Source organism: Nostoc sp. (assembly GCF_054880495.1).
On the sequence record NZ_JBTYKD010000122.1, the window covers coordinates 1 to 15,573 of the forward strand.

The 15,573-nt window shown below is 42.9% G+C and carries 25 protein-coding genes and 1 CRISPR repeat array; of the genes, 8 read left to right on the forward strand and 17 right to left on the reverse strand.

Features of this window, described 5'->3' with window-relative positions:
• The 8 genes from ACYTXL_RS13390 to ACYTXL_RS13425 all read right to left on the reverse strand — a co-directional run.
• A partial coding sequence (locus ACYTXL_RS13390; RefSeq protein ID WP_461925177.1) for an alpha-ketoglutarate-dependent dioxygenase AlkB family protein occupies positions 1–409 on the reverse strand: 409 nt, incomplete at its 3' end.
• Positions 410–484: 75 nt separating this feature from the next.
• Complete coding sequence (locus tag ACYTXL_RS13395) at positions 485–907, reverse strand: single-stranded DNA-binding protein (RefSeq protein WP_461925178.1); 423 nt, start codon at positions 905–907, stop codon at positions 485–487.
• A gap of 125 nt (positions 908–1,032) precedes the next feature.
• Positions 1,033–1,383 (reverse strand): hypothetical protein, encoded by a 351-nt coding sequence (locus ACYTXL_RS13400; protein WP_461925179.1) that lies wholly within the window; start codon positions 1,381–1,383, stop codon positions 1,033–1,035.
• 247 nt (positions 1,384–1,630) lie between these two features.
• Positions 1,631–2,029 (reverse strand): hypothetical protein, encoded by a 399-nt coding sequence (locus ACYTXL_RS13405; RefSeq protein ID WP_461925180.1) that lies wholly within the window; start codon positions 2,027–2,029, stop codon positions 1,631–1,633.
• An 86-nt stretch (positions 2,030–2,115) separates the two neighbouring features.
• Entirely contained in the window at positions 2,116–2,292 is a 177-nt protein-coding gene (locus tag ACYTXL_RS13410; protein WP_461925181.1) for a hypothetical protein, read from the reverse strand.
• Positions 2,293–2,411: 119 nt separating this feature from the next.
• Positions 2,412–3,164 (reverse strand): antirestriction protein ArdA, encoded by a 753-nt coding sequence (locus ACYTXL_RS13415; protein ID WP_461925182.1) that lies wholly within the window; start codon positions 3,162–3,164, stop codon positions 2,412–2,414.
• 84 nt (positions 3,165–3,248) lie between these two features.
• Complete coding sequence (locus ACYTXL_RS13420) at positions 3,249–3,959, reverse strand: hypothetical protein (RefSeq protein WP_461925183.1); 711 nt, start codon at positions 3,957–3,959, stop codon at positions 3,249–3,251.
• A 77-nt stretch (positions 3,960–4,036) separates the two neighbouring features.
• Positions 4,037–4,237, reverse strand: coding sequence for a hypothetical protein (locus tag ACYTXL_RS13425; RefSeq protein ID WP_461925184.1), 201 nt, complete (start codon positions 4,235–4,237; stop codon positions 4,037–4,039).
• Positions 4,238–4,370: 133 nt separating this feature from the next.
• Between ACYTXL_RS13425 and ACYTXL_RS13430 the strand changes: the two genes are divergently transcribed.
• Positions 4,371–4,859 carry a hypothetical protein gene (locus ACYTXL_RS13430; protein WP_461925185.1) on the forward strand — a complete coding sequence of 163 codons (489 nt, stop codon included), beginning with the start codon at positions 4,371–4,373 and terminating at the stop codon, positions 4,857–4,859.
• A 376-nt stretch (positions 4,860–5,235) separates the two neighbouring features.
• Here ACYTXL_RS13430 and ACYTXL_RS13435 read toward each other — a convergent pair whose 3' ends face one another.
• Both ACYTXL_RS13435 and ACYTXL_RS13440 read right to left on the reverse strand, forming a co-directional pair.
• The gene (locus ACYTXL_RS13435; RefSeq protein ID WP_461925186.1) at positions 5,236–5,418 is read right to left on the reverse strand and encodes a hypothetical protein; all 183 of its coding nucleotides are present in this window, start codon (positions 5,416–5,418) and stop codon (positions 5,236–5,238) included.
• A gap of 296 nt (positions 5,419–5,714) precedes the next feature.
• Positions 5,715–5,924, reverse strand: a complete 210-nt coding sequence (locus ACYTXL_RS13440) for a hypothetical protein (RefSeq protein WP_461925187.1) — start codon at positions 5,922–5,924, stop codon at positions 5,715–5,717.
• 33 nt (positions 5,925–5,957) lie between these two features.
• Between ACYTXL_RS13440 and ACYTXL_RS13445 the strand changes: the two genes are divergently transcribed.
• Positions 5,958–6,200, forward strand: a complete 243-nt coding sequence (locus ACYTXL_RS13445) for a hypothetical protein (RefSeq protein ID WP_461925188.1) — start codon at positions 5,958–5,960, stop codon at positions 6,198–6,200.
• 483 nt (positions 6,201–6,683) lie between these two features.
• Here the strand turns inward: ACYTXL_RS13445 and ACYTXL_RS13450 are convergent, their stop codons facing one another.
• Both ACYTXL_RS13450 and ACYTXL_RS13455 read right to left on the reverse strand, forming a co-directional pair.
• The gene (locus ACYTXL_RS13450) at positions 6,684–6,974 is read right to left on the reverse strand and encodes a hypothetical protein (protein ID WP_461925189.1); all 291 of its coding nucleotides are present in this window, start codon (positions 6,972–6,974) and stop codon (positions 6,684–6,686) included.
• Positions 6,975–7,017: 43 nt separating this feature from the next.
• Positions 7,018–7,407, reverse strand: coding sequence for a helix-turn-helix domain-containing protein (locus ACYTXL_RS13455; protein ID WP_461925190.1), 390 nt, complete (start codon positions 7,405–7,407; stop codon positions 7,018–7,020).
• Between the two features lie 245 nt (positions 7,408–7,652).
• Here ACYTXL_RS13455 and ACYTXL_RS13460 point away from each other — a divergent pair, with 245 nt between their 5' ends.
• From ACYTXL_RS13460 to ACYTXL_RS13480, 5 genes are all read left to right on the forward strand, one after another.
• Positions 7,653–8,441 (forward strand): hypothetical protein, encoded by a 789-nt coding sequence (locus ACYTXL_RS13460; protein WP_461925191.1) that lies wholly within the window; start codon positions 7,653–7,655, stop codon positions 8,439–8,441.
• Positions 8,438–8,944 (forward strand): hypothetical protein, encoded by a 507-nt coding sequence (locus tag ACYTXL_RS13465; protein ID WP_461925192.1) that lies wholly within the window; start codon positions 8,438–8,440, stop codon positions 8,942–8,944. The genes ACYTXL_RS13460 and ACYTXL_RS13465 overlap by 4 nt, the downstream gene beginning before the upstream one ends.
• A gap of 189 nt (positions 8,945–9,133) precedes the next feature.
• The gene (locus tag ACYTXL_RS13470) at positions 9,134–9,973 is read left to right on the forward strand and encodes a DNA cytosine methyltransferase (RefSeq protein WP_461925193.1); all 840 of its coding nucleotides are present in this window, start codon (positions 9,134–9,136) and stop codon (positions 9,971–9,973) included.
• 319 nt (positions 9,974–10,292) lie between these two features.
• Entirely contained in the window at positions 10,293–10,676 is a 384-nt protein-coding gene (locus ACYTXL_RS13475) for a hypothetical protein (RefSeq protein ID WP_461925194.1), read from the forward strand.
• Positions 10,677–10,696: 20 nt separating this feature from the next.
• Entirely contained in the window at positions 10,697–11,056 is a 360-nt protein-coding gene (locus ACYTXL_RS13480) for a hypothetical protein (protein ID WP_461925195.1), read from the forward strand.
• A 61-nt stretch (positions 11,057–11,117) separates the two neighbouring features.
• Here the strand turns inward: ACYTXL_RS13480 and ACYTXL_RS13485 are convergent, their stop codons facing one another.
• From ACYTXL_RS13485 to ACYTXL_RS13500, 4 genes are all read right to left on the reverse strand, one after another.
• Positions 11,118–11,435: a hypothetical protein gene (locus ACYTXL_RS13485; protein ID WP_461925196.1), complete on the reverse strand. Its 318-nt coding sequence runs from the start codon at positions 11,433–11,435 to the stop codon at positions 11,118–11,120.
• A 75-nt stretch (positions 11,436–11,510) separates the two neighbouring features.
• Positions 11,511–11,693, reverse strand: coding sequence for a hypothetical protein (locus ACYTXL_RS13490; protein WP_461925197.1), 183 nt, complete (start codon positions 11,691–11,693; stop codon positions 11,511–11,513).
• Between the two features lie 96 nt (positions 11,694–11,789).
• Entirely contained in the window at positions 11,790–12,290 is a 501-nt protein-coding gene (locus ACYTXL_RS13495) for a hypothetical protein (protein WP_461925198.1), read from the reverse strand.
• Positions 12,291–12,458: 168 nt separating this feature from the next.
• A complete protein-coding gene (locus tag ACYTXL_RS13500) occupies positions 12,459–12,749 on the reverse strand; it encodes a hypothetical protein (protein WP_461925199.1) in 291 nt (96 codons plus the stop codon).
• Positions 12,750–12,772: 23 nt separating this feature from the next.
• Here ACYTXL_RS13500 and ACYTXL_RS13505 point away from each other — a divergent pair, with 23 nt between their 5' ends.
• Entirely contained in the window at positions 12,773–13,270 is a 498-nt protein-coding gene (locus ACYTXL_RS13505) for a hypothetical protein (protein WP_461925200.1), read from the forward strand.
• A 334-nt stretch (positions 13,271–13,604) separates the two neighbouring features.
• Positions 13,605–14,640: a CRISPR direct-repeat array (repeat unit 35 nt; unit sequence CTTTAAACTTCTTCGGAAGTTGAATTAATGGAAAC).
• A 659-nt stretch (positions 14,641–15,299) separates the two neighbouring features.
• Here ACYTXL_RS13505 and ACYTXL_RS13510 read toward each other — a convergent pair.
• Positions 15,300–15,573: hypothetical protein (locus ACYTXL_RS13510; protein ID WP_461925201.1), on the reverse strand; the 274-nt coding region annotated here is incomplete at its 5' end.

Genomic DNA, 15,573 nt, shown 5'->3' on the forward strand with positions numbered 1-15,573 from the left:
CGAGAGTTACCGAAGCGATCGCTGGTGATACTCCCATACTCGGCTCGTTGTCAGCGTGCCAACCGATTGAGTCTAACCCAGTGCGGTAGCGGTTGCAGATAACCAGGTTGTACCGATAGCCTGTTGCTATCTCGATTTGCGATCGCATCTCTTGTAGGGGAACTGTCCAGGCTAAGGGTTTTAATAAAACCGATTTTGAGTAAAGATAATCACATCCTGCATCACCATAGATGCATTCCAGATGGGGTACGGGCATAGTCTTACCCATTAGAGTGATATTGTTTTGCTGCCAACTAAGAGTTAAGCAGTGGTTGAAAAGTTGGTCAGATTCGGCTTTGGTAAGAAAGTTGGGTATATACTCCACAGGTGGTGGATTGTCGTTAAGGTCAAATAAAGTTAGCTGTTGCATTGAAGTAGCTCGAAAAAAGTTTTGGCAGAAAGTAGGGTGTAGGAATGTACCCTACTTTCCTTTGAGCAAGCGATCTTAGTCCAACTGTGCTAAAGCCCGAACTTTCTCCGGTAGTGGATCAATCTCGGTTTTTGAAAGGGGCTTAAAAGTAATCAGTCGCTCGTAGGTATTTGATTTGCCATCCTCAGCTTTCCCAGTGCAACGACTAAACCAAATAGCTGGGTCGTACTTATTCGCCGGTGATCGTCTAATAAACTGTTGACCACCCCAACTAACAACAGCTGGCCCGTGCTGGTCTGACTTTTCCACCGTTGCGCCAACAGTTGACCAATCAAAAGTTTTGAATGACTCTAAGGGATATTGATAATTTGGTGCAGTTTTGGGGGCTAGCTGCTCCAAAGTTACTGTGATTTTCTCCAAAGAATTAGCTATCCGCTCTTGGGCTAGCATTTGCCGCTGCTGAATTTGCAGCAAAATTTGAATTTGCTCTGGTGTCATAGTTGAATGCCCTTATATATTTCTTGAAGAAAGCAGATTACTTTCCCCCTGTTACTTGGTGATTGCTTTTGATGGGCGCTTCGCCATCGCCCACCTTACGTTTTAAGATAAGCCAGAGGTCAAGTTTAACTATTGGCTTGTAGTTCCAGGCGAGCGATCGCTTCTCGTTTCTCCAGCTTCAGTACTGAGAACTCATTGCGTTTTAGGCAAAGTTCAATAAAGAGTTGCTCTCGCTTGCTGCGGTATTGGCTCAAAATCTCTTGATGTTCCCAGTAGTAGGAGTGTTCGTCTAAGAGTTCTTGGCGCTTGGCCTTTCGTTGTGAATCATTGCGAAGTGTAGCGTCAAAGGCAACTTGAGAGTCAATATCAGCCTCAATTTGTTTAATGGTGGTATGGGTCTGCTCAATGGTCAGGTCTAGTCCAAATACTTCGGCTTGTAGTTTTGCAATTACTTGAGGATATTCGTTGAGATTCATAGTTACAATCCAATTGGTTTTGAATATTGGACTGGGCAGTTTAACGAGTTACCCAGGTCATTTTTTAAGATTGATAGTCTCGAAGGTTGATGTGCAGTCTCACTGCTATCTAACAGTCAATATCTGCGGTAATGTTGTACATTTGATTTACCTCATGTTGATTTAGGGATAAGCTGCCACTATCTGGTGGCTCAGGGGCGGCAGTTTTAAAAGTTAGACAGTTTAACGACTTATCCAGGTCGGGATGTTAATCGCTTTGAGACCTATCAAAATTTATTGATAATTGCCTGGAATTAATTTCTCGTGAGTGTTCTTGATTAATCCACTCAAAAGCTAAACTAAGATTAATGATTAGTTCCCTCCAGTATTTAGGCTCTGGTGATGATTGTTTTTGTACATATTTATTGAGTAAATTTGCTAAATCAATCATTTGGCTATAGGTTTCAAAGGCTAGATTGTTGCATTTGTCTCTGATGCGCTTTTTGGTCTTTTCGGTTGAAGTTTTCCAAAAAATACTCCAGTAAGTCTTGTGATATTCTCCCGATAGATTAACTGCTGCTTCTAGATGTTTCTTGGCGTTCTCCAGTTCTGGGTCATCTGGAAATTGCTTGAGAGCTACAGATAATGCACAGTGGGCTGTTTGCATAGATTCTTAGAGGAAAGAAAAGTAGGCGTAGTTTACCGCCGTAGGCATTGCCTCCGGTGGGCTGTGCCTACACACTCAGGTGATGCTTACTCCAAATCTTCTAAAGCTTCTTGTAGATATTGAATAGCAAAATCGAGATTATCTAGAAAGCTCTGATTTGGCTCCTCGTTATCTTCTTCATTGATGATTTGTTCTATTTCTGATATTAAATCCCCCAGCTTTTCTTGCAATTTTTGTTGTAGTTTTTTAGAGCTTTTTTTCATTGCTGTCATCTCCAATTATTAAGAGTTTTACCCTCTCTTCTCTACGAGCGCACTGTTAGGTCGCTTCTGGCTGTGGGCTGGCAGCCAGTGATTACCAATGTCAAATTGTTGTCATTAATTTAGTGACGGCTAAAAACGTAGGTTTCTTTATAGCCAACCTCAACAGAGTAAAAATCGCTAATAAACCAATCTCGTGCTATGGCTTTCCAGTCGATGTAACATGAATTGATGCCTAACTCTTCTAGCTTTTTCAGTGTTCCGCACTCATCCCACATCTGGTAAACAAAATCTTCTTCATCCTCGAACTGACCCAAATAACTCTCTTGAAAATCTTCTAAACTGGTGTCACTGCCGTAATATTGGTAATAAACACCGAAGGCTTTACCATGTTGTTGAAGTAAATTTGCTAGCTCTGAAATATGCTCTATATCTTCACATTCATTAAGTTGAATACCTTGCCAATTTTCATAATCATGTATTGCCCATTCTTCGCAAGCTTCATCATGTGCCACAGGCGACCATGAAAGCATCCAATTAATATCTTCTTGAATTTCATCAGCGTCTTGGGTTGCATCAATCCAAAGCCCGTGTAAATGCCCATTGTTATAAGCTGATAAGCAAGCTACATATATTTTTGGTGTGTTTTCATCGCTGCATTCCCGCTCATGACTGGGGAATGGTAGACGGCATTTTAAAGAGCTAACAATGGGAAAACTAAAAGTAGGAAAGTTTACCTTAGCTAATTTAACCGCTAATTCCAAAGCAGCATAATCAATCCTTTCAGCAATTAAAATCTTGCCTACTCGCTCAACACCATAAAGCTGTTCTACTACAGATAAGGCTTCTGTTTCTGAATCAAAAATTAATTGCATTGATCGGATACCTTTTTGAAATTGATGAAGTGGGAAGCGATCGCTCTATTTGAAGAGAATATGAGCGATCGCCTGTGATTTGTTTTACCAATCTTCTTGAATTTCCTCTAAAAAGTCTTTTTCATAGAAAGATTGTTTTGTTTCTTTTAAAAATCCTTCTCTGCGTTCTGTGAATTGATATTCATACTGTCGCTGTGTTTCTGCTGCTAGATACTTCCACGCTGCAAAGATGTGTTTATCTGGTATTTGTCCCTGAGTGGTAGGGTTTAACATCAGATGCTTTGTTGCAACCACATCCTGCTCAAATGCTTTTTGCAATCCACTGTAGGCATGACAAGTACAGGTGATTTCATATCGATATAGCTTTACCTCGTAAAAATCCCCAGTATTGCCCATTGCAATTAATTCGTCCCAGTTATCCCCCGGTTGCAATTTATAAGGGTCAGCTTTTTCCCAAGTTCTTTTAATTAAAGTATCAACGTAATCAACCTTAGAAATAAATCGAGAAATACCACGGATTTTTATAGTTTCTTTGCGCTTCTCAACCTTGTTGGGAATGTGCAGATAAACAAAGTGTTTATAAACATCAATGGTGGCGTAATCAATTCCTGTTTTTATTTGCTCTGCTGACCAACCCCACATTTGTAGTAAAGCTTTAGTATTCTCAAGGCTATAAATATGCCGCAGTGCGTAATCTTCGCTATTATTTTCGTGCAATAAAGATTTGTGAAAATTCGAGTAATTGTAATTGGGGCGTGTGTGGGCTTTGGCTGAGAATCTTTGTGTGGCGTTCATGGGATGCAAAAGAGTAATGTTTGTTGTAGAGATGAATTACTTTTTGAGGAGATGGGGGTATTTCACCCCCTAAACTTTTATTGATTAAAATGCTTTGCCATCTCTTCGGCTTCGGCTTCTTGGTAGCCTTGGATTAAATATTTAATTCTTTGGACTTCCTCTTGTACCCATCTAGCACCGTTGGGAGAGAGGTTGCTATCAATTAAATCTTTTTCCACCTTTTCGTAAAGCTTGATGGTGCGATCGCAGTGCTTGAGAATGAAGTCAAAGTCTTGCATTGTAGAATACCTTTAGTTATTTAATCGATGCCGAGGTTGCCGCCTCGGTTTTTTTCATATCTCTATTATAGCTATTTTTAGCTATATAACAAGCTTTTTTAAGGTATAATTATATAAAGATTAGGATAAGAAAATGCAGATAGCTTTTACAGGGCCACGCAAACTAACTAAAGAGCAGGAAGGCTTGATATATAAGGATTTTGCTTATTTCATCTCTAACCACGCCGCAGACTGGCACGTAGGGGACGCTGCGGGGCTGGATGATTTCGTTAGACGGGCTGCTGCTTGCTACAACAAAACCCTGACCGTGTATGAAGTAGCAGGAAACCAACGCTGGCACTTTGCAGAACGTAGCAAGAGAATGATTGATGCCATTGCCCCCCTGCCAGATAGCTGGCTGTATGCCTTCCCTAATAAGCTTTGCCCAGAGGGGTGCAAGCCTTGTAAAAGCCCCAACGGCGGTGGGTCGGGGACGTGGTTAACAATTGCCTATGCTAAATATCGCGGGGTGCAGATATATTTATTTCCACAGTTTCAAACCAAATCTGGGGATAAAAGCTGGCTTCCTCAATGGCTACAAGATGAACCGAAAACCGAGCAATTAAGCCTCTTTGCGGAGTGACTGGAGTGAAGTGAAGGGCTGTGGGTGGCGGCAAGGCCTGTCAATGAAGCGCGAGGCCTTGGCCACCCACAGCCACCAACGCCCGGAACGCAACGGAAGGAACGGAGCCACGCCCGCTATTTGACTCACCAAAAAACTTTATCAAAGCTTTATATTATAGCTAAAAAGAGCTATTGTTTATATAGCTTAAACAAGCTACAATATAAGAGTGGAAGGTTAAACGACGGAAGCCCGGAGGCAATGAACCAGCGATCGCGGGACGCGGGGGAGACGACAGGGAGCGAGTGAAACCAACCACCGGCGACTGACCCGCGACAGATGCCGGCTAAAGCTAGAGTTCACAGGATTTTAAGACACTCTGGCGGCGGCAACCAACCTAATAGGTGGCAGACCACAGCAGCCCTAAAGCCTTTGATCGCAGGCATAAGCCATAAGTCGAGATTGTTGAGCCTAAGCCGTTGCTGCCACCACCGGGGACTGGCCACCAATGGCACACCGCCACCAACCACCCGGAGATACCCTTACCCCTTCTTTTTTCTCTTTCTTTTTCCTCCTGCACGGACGAAACGAAGTGGAGTCTGTGCCATTGCGGAGCAAAGACCCCAAGAAAAAGGTATATCATTGGAGCGAAGCGGAAATGATAAAATACCTTTTTTGGTCTTTGCGTAGCACTCCCTCGGTGGGAGCGAAGCGGACACGGAGGGGTAATAGAAAAGCGAAGCAACAGCTTAATTCATAAACTCGGCCACCCATGCAGGGACTCTCAATAACAACGGGCGTGATATTCAAGCGACCAGCCCACGAGTGAAACGAGCAGTAGCATGGTGTTTTTATTTTGAGTAAATGATTAGCGTTCTAACTTCCTTGAGTACTGCGATCGCTGAACTGTTGCCTTGCTTCAGTTCTCTTGGAAACTTGGGCGATCGCTTTCATTACTCCAAAAAAAGGGCCCGAAGGCCCAACGACTAACCGGCAACAACTAACCGAAACCGACCCAACCGAGGCCGCCCAACCGGACGCACCGCCACCACCGACGACACAACGACCGGAACCGACACCCGCCAACGCCGCCCAGTAGAACGAACTGCAAAGTAAGTGTTGTCAGCGCCGAAGAACTCAACACCCGCCAACGCCGCAAACCGCAACGCCGCCACCTCAGAAGCGAACGAACAAACACAAACCCAACCAGAGAACGAACGACCAGAAGGCCGAACCGCCGCAAGACCAACGCCAAACGACCGAGCAACAGAAACCACCTCAGCTGCAACTGGAGCAGGACAACCGACAAACGACCGACGAACGAGAGCAGACATAACCGAAACCCCCAACGAAAGGACATGACCGGGAAACCCCCAGCCCCCTTTTTTAAGCGGAGGGGGTCAAGGGCGCGGAAATGCGGAACGAAGTGGAGCCAATATAAAATGCAAAGCAACCTCAAGCCGCGTGCATTTTACCCTTGATGCCCGTAGCCATAATGGAAAAGCTGGGGTAGCCCTGCGGCGATGAGCGTTCCCCTTGGGGCGGAGGGGGACATCAACCGACGTTCGCGTAGCGTCTCCGAAGGAGAAGGAGGGAGTCAATAAAAAAACTGCGTAGCAACAATATTTCTTCTTTTTGCGTAAGCAATCATGATCTATTACTTTAAAAACAGTAACGAATTGAGCTTGTATTGAAGGGTAAACGCAAGACTTTACAAGGTATCAATTCGGCTTCAGATTTGGCTAAGGAGTTACTGGCTATCCTCTAAGAATAATAGCGATCGCTCCTCAACAAAAGCGATCGCTCCTATCCTCTAAGAATCTCACAGGCAAATTCTTTTTGCACCTATTTAGATTCTTTTTCTGAGCGGCGAAATTCTACCAACGCTTTAAAAACTGTCTCTGCGTCAAAACCGCTAGCATTTTGAATGTTAATTGATACATCAGAGTTGAGACTGACAAATGAACCTGTAATTACTGTTAGCCCTGATTCAGCTAAACCTAAAACTCGTGCTTTTGACTCGGCTGACAGCTTTTTCATCTGCTCTGTAAGCAGAGCTTCTTTTTCTTCTTGTGACAACCCATCTAGCAGTCTCTTAACCTCATCCAGCCCCACAAATTTAATTCCTTCCAGCATAAATAGATACAGCCTGATAGTTGATAGCTATCAATGATACTTCTTATACCGCGATCGCCGAGTCAAAGTTCGTGCTGTAATTACCTGAAATAGCCGGATTTTGGCGTGTTCTCTTCCACTTGCGACCAATTGCTAATAATGCTGCTTCCATTTCATCATCATCAGCAGCCTCAATCATTTCGGCAAGCTTTTTACTCGTGTCCCTTTCCGCTAATGGTTCCTCAGCCAATAGCTGACAAAAATATTTTCTAGAGCCAGGGGCAAGCTGATCCATGCCCTTCAGCAGCGCCGAGAATACCTCTGGACTTACCCATTTATGCCCAGAGCGAAATTGGCTTAGGTGATTTTGAGATATCCCAGCTAGGGCGGCTAGTTCTCTCCCCTGAATGCCGTATTTATCCATCGTCTGCTTAAATAGCTGGTAAATTTGCATGAATATTCCCTAGTATTGTATCTATTAGATACAATCTATAATATAATTTATCTACTAGATAAATCGATCAATTTAGTTTAGTTGATCAGATTACAACAATTCTACTCCAAATAAAACAGCCCCGATAAGCATACAGCTTATCAGAGCGATTTATAAACTTGTGACAATGATATGACAATCCTGTGTTTTTCTCAAGTATTGCCAGATAGATTTTTGTATCTATTGGCTGTGACTGAGGTGCAGTCATGACAGAGCAACATTATCGAATGACATTAAGCGATGCGATCGCTAAATATCAGGGACACGATTTAACAGCAAAAGGACTTGTACATTTTTACATCCTAATTAAATGTCGCCCCGGTTGGAAAATCCGTCTTGAACATCAAAAAGTTTGTAAAGAATTAGGCATCCATAAATCAGCATTCTATAACGCTATTAGTCGGCTGCGTTCCGAGGGTTCGATTAATTGGGAAGCACCACAGGGAATTTTAGTGTCAATAAGCTCTACTTTCCGCGAATGCGGAATGGATTCCACGATTGCGGAAACTGAGTCCACAAACACGGAATGGGATTCCACGATTGCGGAAACTGAGTCCACAAACACGGAATGGGATTCCACGATTGCGGAAACAAAATCGCCAGAACCAATGATTAATGAATCTTTCAGCGATTCCCCAGATTTATTAACAGATTCTTATCAGTTTTTTAACAACTCTCTCTCAGAAGGCGAGAGAGAGAATTTTATTGAATTTGGTAAGAAGAAAGCAGCCCAGTTACCCAAAGCACCTGAACTTCCCCTTAAATGGATTGAGAAGAACTTTGACGAGCTGCGTAATCAGTGGTACAAGTCCACGGGTAAAGTGTCCCCGGCGCAAAATCACAAATGGGAAACAGACCCGCGCACCTCTGATTGGTTGGCCATCATCGAGGAGACGGCTAACCCGCTCGAATTTGCCACTGATAAGGAAAAGCAGGACTTTATTCGGTGGTGCAACGAAACTAAACAGTTTAGCTGGTTGAGAGGTGAATCATGACTGAGAATCTCCCAACCTTTGAGCGATCGCCAATTCTCCCAAATGAAGAGAAGGATAAGGAAATTTGGCAGCCGAGATGGAATTGCTTTTGCTGCCAAGATACAGGACAAATCCAGGGTCATCTAGTCAAATTAATCATTTCAGACTACGACCCTAACCGCGATCGCATTCCGGTTTGTCAAGGATGCAATAAATTTGACAGACATAATTTGAGGGACTACGGAGTACTTGATACTCGCTTTGATTTATTTCTGTGCAAAAAACTGGATGCGATTTCGCGCGCTGACTGGAAGCAGGTTACAGAAAAGCAATTTGAGAAGTATAAAAAACAACTTGATATTGCAACTGGTGCGATCGCTCAGTCTCATAGCCTTGCAGTTACAAATCGCACTTCAAATGATGAACGAGAGGTGCAGCAGCGTAAGGCTGAAGTAGAGGCCATTAGCCCTGAACAGTGGGGAGCAATGAATAAAGCTTACTTAGTAGGTAAACAAGATGAATAAAATTTCCTCTAAGAAATGGGTTGTAGGCGATCGCATTATTACCCCAGCTAATCAACGCGGATTGGTGACGAGCGCAGACAAGAAAATCGGTATTACTTGGGAAAATAATGGGCATTTGGGCGAATATACCCCAAAGCAAATACAGGCTTACGGTTATCAAGAATTCTTAGAGGAAAAGGAGGCGACAGAATGCAACTCATACAACTTGACCTCTGCTCAGGAGTTGGAGCCGGTTTTTGCGTTGCAGGTTTGCAACTCGGATTTAAACTTGCAGCAGTCTCAGAAATTGACGAATACTGTTCAAGTATCCTCAAATTGCGATATCCCAACATACACAACTACGGAAACGTGCGAGATATACCAAGACTTGCAGAACGCAGAATTGGGTATTATATGCACCCAGGAAGACTCGACATTATTACAGCTTCCCCACCCTGCCCGCCATTCTCCACAGAAGGCCAACGACTTGGAGGCGCAGACGAGCGTGATTGCTTCCCCGCCGTCCTCGGAACCATTGGAGAATTACAGCCAAGGTTTGCAGCCATTGAAAATGTCCCAGGACTCATTACCTGCCCCGATTACCCAGGACAGCCCACAGGCTCATATTTCAGAGGCGTGGTCAGAACCCTTGACCAATTCGGGTACGATGCGGAATGGATTACTATCGGAAGCGGCCACTTTGCCAGCCCCTACATTAGAGAGCGAGTATTGCTGGTTGCGATCGCCCGGAGCCTTAAGCCTCAGTGGGAAAGGGCGACCCCCTGGACAGACCAAGCAAGAGGCAGAACTGAAGAGGTTAGGTTTAATAAACTCATGCGAGGTATTAAACCCGGCTATCCTTTGTCAGTGGTACGAAATCCCGGACTCCTGGTTAGACCCCTCGGAGTGCCGAGCCGCGACGGAACTATTAGAAGAATGCGGCAGGCAGCAGGAAATCTTCTCGATCCTAGAGTCGCAGCGATCGCCCTTAACAGAATCGTCTATCTCAACTCATTATGTAGAGAACCCGCCGCCAGTTACCAGGGCTAATATTCAACCAGAAACTTACATTATTAATCAGTCTCAAACCCTTGGAAAAGTCATAGATAACTTAGGCTTTGGGTTTACAGTTAACTGGTTAGATTCATCTGATCTACTAACTTATAATTGGAAACGAGATGATCAGCAGATTATTGGGTTAGCGATCGCACCCCATGACCTAATTGATAAATTCTTAGAGGACAATCACCCCCAACTTTGCACAAAGTGTTTAAAGGCAGTTGATAGGAATTATACCTGTGATAAATGCACAAATATGCAGTGTACACAGCAAATTCAAAATGTACATTGCGCCAGTTGTAAATCACCATTGCTAAAACTTAATGATGGTTGTGGGGTGTGTGGATGGATACCCGAAAATTTCTTAGAGGAAACAGAGCCGCAACCGGAAGCCGTGCAAAAGCCGAAAGGTAGACAGCGCAAAGGATGCTTGTACAAATATATTGAGAATAAGAAGTTGAAAAGTGGAACTATTGCTAGCTACCCCCGTGTAATTGGCAACCGCAAGCCTGATAATCCTACTCATTGGAGGTGGGGTTTTAACTGGGAGGAAAAGATAGACGGGGAGTGGAAGGGAAGGAGCGTTGGTTGTGTGCCATTAGGAGCGATCGCACTTATCCAATCTATGCAAAATGAAGGGGTTAGTTTAGAGGAAATAATCGGTTTTATTAAGAGGGCGAAAGCTAAAAAATAAATTCTTAGAGGATGAGGACAATGCTATTAACAGAACCGGAAATACAACAAGTTTTAGAGCAAGTTCAAGCTGCTTTTCCCAACTTGACTGATTGGGAATACAATAATGAAAAAAATGATGAGTATTTCGGCTTTTCTGTCTGGGGACAATTAGTTGTTAACTCCGAAGAACTAATAATGCCACGGCGGTTTTTTATCACACTTGATACTTATGAAGACAAATGGCAGGGATGTTTAACGATAGGGCAACATAGCTATCTATGGTCAAGTGCTGATGTGGGGGACGCTCATCTAGTAGATACAGAACCAAGTGAAACTTTACAAGAGGCGATGGCAGAACTCAAGGCGAAAATAGCAGAACTGTTGGCAGCTTTTTCTTAGAGGAAACAGAGCGATCGCTATAAATATAAATTGAGCAATCGCCACCACAAAATTTTTTCATTCAAGAGTAACTCGGCTCATCTCTACCAATTCCTAATTCCTGTAATTTAGTCTTAACATCTTCCCATTCATCACCACAGTAGTAATACTTTTTATCTTGAAGATTAACAAGGTAATAACCAGGCTTGCCGCCATTGATGCGAAACAGTTCTATTACAATCTTGTTCTTAGTTATCCCAAATAATCTTTCTCGATCGCTTTTAGGAATGGGTTCACCAGTACGGTTATAAAAAACACCTCCGTTTTTGAAATACCAAGTCGTACCCTCTCTACGAATAATTTGGAAGTGAAGAGGATGAACAATGCTTGTTGTTGACATAAGCTATACTCCAAGTAGAAGAGATGATGAAGAAAGCCCCCAGGTACAAGCTAGAGGCAGATACTAAACTAGAAGCTAGTCATCTTCGGAATCCGATTCTTCATCTTCTTCCAAAGCTTCCAGCACATCTTGCGTATAAGCAACGTCTTGATTCCCTTCAGCATCTGTCTTAACCCAGACATCAGCATCCAAGTATCTAAACTCGACTTCAGGATCGTATTCTTCCTGATGCCCGTTGCCATCTTTAGATTGAGTCATTTATTTCACCTCCTGAGGAGAGTGTAGTTTTTATTACTCTCATACTTATAATTATCGCCTATTTATCGAAATACGTAAACCGTTTTTGAATAAACGTTAACCATAAATTGGATGAGATTGATTCATGATTTCTATGATTTCGGTAATAGGAACTTCACTTGTGAAACATTCAGTCCGACCATCAAAGTCGTTAATTGGTCGGTAAGAGAACTGTGCAAATTGAGTTAAGATGAATTCCTCCTTTTGAAGAACATAAGTAAGTAAATCTTCAACTTGATGTATTACGTTGACTTGATACTTTTTACCAGGAAACCTTTTGTTTATAGGAAGCCCTGTAATACCAATCTTTATGAAAGTCTCATCGGGAAATATAACTTCTGCTAAATAGAGATATTTTCTGGTACTATGAACAAGTTTTCGATCCTTATGAATCAAAATAATCTTTTCTGTTGCGATCGCATCTAGCAATTGACCCGTGGAGCCTTCGCCATCATATATATAACCTAGTTTTTGAGCTATTTCTTTTAGTTTATCTGCTGTTTTAGGGTCTACCCTAGCATGAATATTGGTACGGTCAAGCTTCTTTCTGCCAGCCATAAATTGTCTATTAGTGGTTTACAGATATTCTAGCAACATTTTTTTACTTTGAGGTGATAGCGATCGCTCGTAATTTTTACTCTGGTGCGGACACTACTCGCGTTCGCTTGAATTCAGGGCGACCGCTCCAGAAAGTCTATGTCTGGTGTAAGTAGTATCGAGCAAATCTTAAATAAATTCCAGTTCATCTATAAAAACAAATTCGCATTCAATTGGTGAAAACCAAACATGACCAATTGTATTATCGTATACTTCGGCTTCAAGGGTAATTCCTGGTGCTAGATACTTGCTACCTACAAAATCAGAATTTCTAAAATAAAAATCTCCACCCACTAACAGTTTAGCTGGCTTCAGTTTTCCCTCATTTTTAGCTTGGTAGTATGCAAGGGAAAGTTCTTCGTTGGTCGGATGATGACGTACATACTTCATCACTTGATGCCCTGCTGAAGTGGAAAGCACAAATTTTGGAATATCAGCAGAAGGTGAGAGAGAACAAAACACCTGAGCAGGTGACACTGTTTGACCTTGCACCCAACCACTACGACCCAGATCGGATTGATCCGTTGCAGTTGTCAGTGCGATCGCTCTCGTTTTGGAGGATGCCAGCAGATAGCGCCGGCGATGCGTGTTTGTACTTCATCGTTGACTCTGCGGCTGACCTGATTTTGTATGTGGGGGAAACTTGCAGAAGTAACAAGCGGTGGAAAGGGATTCACGCCTGCAAGGATTACATAGCCAGCTATCAGGATTTGCATTATCGCTATGAGATGAAGACAGCAGTCAAGGAGGCAGGAGGCAGGAGGCAGGAGAGGAGCCACCCCTTGTGGGTGGGGCTTGAACCTTCCCCCAAAAATGTTAATCGCCCACAAGGGGCGGGGCTTGAAACCCTCTTGGCTTTGTCAACATCACGTTTTGGTGGGACACTCCGGTTGACCGACGCGCACGGCATTGAGCGCAATGGGAGCAACGAGATTTTGTAATCGAGCATCTCGTGATGCTTGCAATAGGTTCTGAGGGCTGTGGGCTGGTAGAGTAGAACTAGCGATCGCGGTAGTAATGGTGACAAATAGGTGAGGTTGAGGTGTATCGTCCTATGATTTGGGATAAGTAAAAATTAATTGTTTCGGGGCTGAAGCACAAAGCCTGAAACCCTGATTCTTTCGTTGGCAGCCCCGGCAGTCTTATCCAGTAAGGGTTTCAGACTGTGTTTTTCCAAATTTATTCTCTGTTTAGGGCGTTCATTTTGACCAAATTTGACAAGCCCCGAAAATCTGCTGTAGGATTACCTCTAGGTAAGGTTTTCAGAGCCTAGCCCTTTAAACTTCTTCGGAAGTTGAATTAATGGAAACCGAGCTGTTTTAGTCAGGAATTAGAGCGGTAAACATTTGTCTTTAAACTTCTTCGGAAGTTGAATTAATGGAAACAGTAATGAGCTAACGAATATAGCTCCACTTAAGGCTTTAAACTTCTTCGGAAGTTGAATTAATGGAAACTGACCTTAGCTTGGCCAAAAAGGCCGAGGAAATTTCTTTAAACTTCTTCGGAAGTTGAATTAATGGAAACATGGAGTCTTATAGCCTGAGCATTATAAGGATACTTCTTTAAACTTCTTCGGAAGTTGAATTAATGGAAACTCTAAGAAGTTCGCATAGATTGGAACGTATTTTGTCTTTAAACTTCTTCGGAAGTTGAATTAATGGAAACTGGGGGGAAGAGTTACATAAACCGTTGGCTGTGGTCTTTAAACTTCTTCGGAAGTTGAATTAATGGAAACTTAAGTCCATGAATTAAGGCCTTATCCACGTTAACTCTTTAAACTTCTTCGGAAGTTGAATTAATGGAAACAGGAGAGCAGCATTGCCTGATTCTGCAACAAAATTCTTTAAACTTCTTCGGAAGTTGAATTAATGGAAACTTGCAGGATTAAAGCCAGGCATCGTTGAGACGCCAATTGCTTTAAACTTCTTCGGAAGTTGAATTAATGGAAACATTTGCTGCTGTTGGGCAGCATTAGCTTTGGAATAGGACTTTAAACTTCTTCGGAAGTTGAATTAATGGAAACATCACCCCAACCATTGGGGTCAATGGTCTGAGACTTAGGCTTTAAACTTCTTCGGAAGTTGAATTAATGGAAACTACTATCCCGGTAATCTTCATTTTGTTCATACAAACTTTAAACTTCTTCGGAAGTTGAATTAATGGAAACTTAGCAACGAAAGCTACATTATTTCCTTCCAAACTAGTGCTTTAAACTTCTTCGGAAGTTGAATTAATGGAAACTGTAGGAATCTGGATAAGCCTATCGTCAATTACGACTTTAAACTTCTTCGGAAGTTGAATTAAGAACATAGCGAATTAAGTCTGATCTGATAACTCAGACTTTTTTATTGCCAACTTATGTACTTGATAAAACTGATGCCTAACAGTGGGCTACGCCTACGCACACTCTACTTTTCCTCGCTTGATGAGGGGCGATCGCAATACTTGCTTGAATGAAGGATAAACACAATCAAATTACTGCCACTTTACCTAATACTGTCTCCAAACGGTTGGTAAATTCTGAGGAGCGACGCCGAATAGCACACCGCAGGTATCGCTTTTTTTCCTCTAAGAACGGCGCACTTCAACAGTTATTTCCGTGAAAATGCGATCGCCCCATCACTCCCCATCCCTAACTTCTAGTTGATAAATCTTCATTGATGGGTGTTCGTCTACCACCCGCCAGTAGTAGCCCTGGGGCGGTGGCATTGTTCTACCACCACAGCGATACAGAAAAACTGGCTCACCCCCAATACGGTTCGGTTAAGAATATTTGTAGGTTGGGTTGAACGAAGTGAAACCCAACAAACCCTACAACTTTTGGGTTTCGTTCCTCAACCCAACCTACACATTTTTATTTTTTGGGCTTAACCGAACCGTATTGCCTCTGGTCCACCTTGGGCATTATCAGACTCGGAACTCAAACAGGTTGAAAATTTGGGATTACAGCCAGTAGAAAAACTCGTGTTTTTAGAATCTGAGCTTGACGTTAAGCAAGTGCGGATTGAATATCAAAGACCATAATTCTTTGACAGCCTTCTGATGATCGCGTTGTGAAAGCTTATCTCTACCACTTTCGTTATTCTGGCGACACCAAAAGCAAATGCTCTTAATTGTCAGTTCTGGCGGATAATCAGCTAGTCGGCACGCTCCCCGTAATACCCTTGGAACCAAATCAGCTAAACCTATTCTCAGATTTGACCCTTGCACCAGCACGTAGAGCAGAGGCGCTGGTGATGAGCCT

Coding starts and splice junctions, on each gene's coding strand:
- ACYTXL_RS13395 (WP_461925178.1), bottom strand. CDS start 907: ATGACACCAGAGCAAATTCAAATTTTGCTGCAAATTCAGCAGCGGCAA.
- ACYTXL_RS13400 (WP_461925179.1), bottom strand. CDS start 1,383: ATGAATCTCAACGAATATCCTCAAGTAATTGCAAAACTACAAGCCGAA.
- ACYTXL_RS13405 (WP_461925180.1), bottom strand. CDS start 2,029: ATGCAAACAGCCCACTGTGCATTATCTGTAGCTCTCAAGCAATTTCCA.
- ACYTXL_RS13410 (WP_461925181.1), bottom strand. CDS start 2,292: ATGAAAAAAAGCTCTAAAAAACTACAACAAAAATTGCAAGAAAAGCTG.
- ACYTXL_RS13415 (WP_461925182.1), bottom strand. CDS start 3,164: ATGCAATTAATTTTTGATTCAGAAACAGAAGCCTTATCTGTAGTAGAA.
- ACYTXL_RS13420 (WP_461925183.1), bottom strand. CDS start 3,959: ATGAACGCCACACAAAGATTCTCAGCCAAAGCCCACACACGCCCCAAT.
- ACYTXL_RS13425 (WP_461925184.1), bottom strand. CDS start 4,237: ATGCAAGACTTTGACTTCATTCTCAAGCACTGCGATCGCACCATCAAG.
- ACYTXL_RS13430 (WP_461925185.1), top strand. CDS start 4,371: ATGCAGATAGCTTTTACAGGGCCACGCAAACTAACTAAAGAGCAGGAA.
- ACYTXL_RS13450 (WP_461925189.1), bottom strand. CDS start 6,974: ATGCTGGAAGGAATTAAATTTGTGGGGCTGGATGAGGTTAAGAGACTG.
- ACYTXL_RS13455 (WP_461925190.1), bottom strand. CDS start 7,407: ATGCAAATTTACCAGCTATTTAAGCAGACGATGGATAAATACGGCATT.
- ACYTXL_RS13460 (WP_461925191.1), top strand. CDS start 7,653: ATGACAGAGCAACATTATCGAATGACATTAAGCGATGCGATCGCTAAA.
- ACYTXL_RS13465 (WP_461925192.1), top strand. CDS start 8,438: ATGACTGAGAATCTCCCAACCTTTGAGCGATCGCCAATTCTCCCAAAT.
- ACYTXL_RS13470 (WP_461925193.1), top strand. CDS start 9,134: ATGCAACTCATACAACTTGACCTCTGCTCAGGAGTTGGAGCCGGTTTT.
- ACYTXL_RS13480 (WP_461925195.1), top strand. CDS start 10,697: ATGCTATTAACAGAACCGGAAATACAACAAGTTTTAGAGCAAGTTCAA.
- ACYTXL_RS13485 (WP_461925196.1), bottom strand. CDS start 11,435: ATGTCAACAACAAGCATTGTTCATCCTCTTCACTTCCAAATTATTCGT.
- ACYTXL_RS13490 (WP_461925197.1), bottom strand. CDS start 11,693: ATGACTCAATCTAAAGATGGCAACGGGCATCAGGAAGAATACGATCCT.
- ACYTXL_RS13495 (WP_461925198.1), bottom strand. CDS start 12,290: ATGGCTGGCAGAAAGAAGCTTGACCGTACCAATATTCATGCTAGGGTA.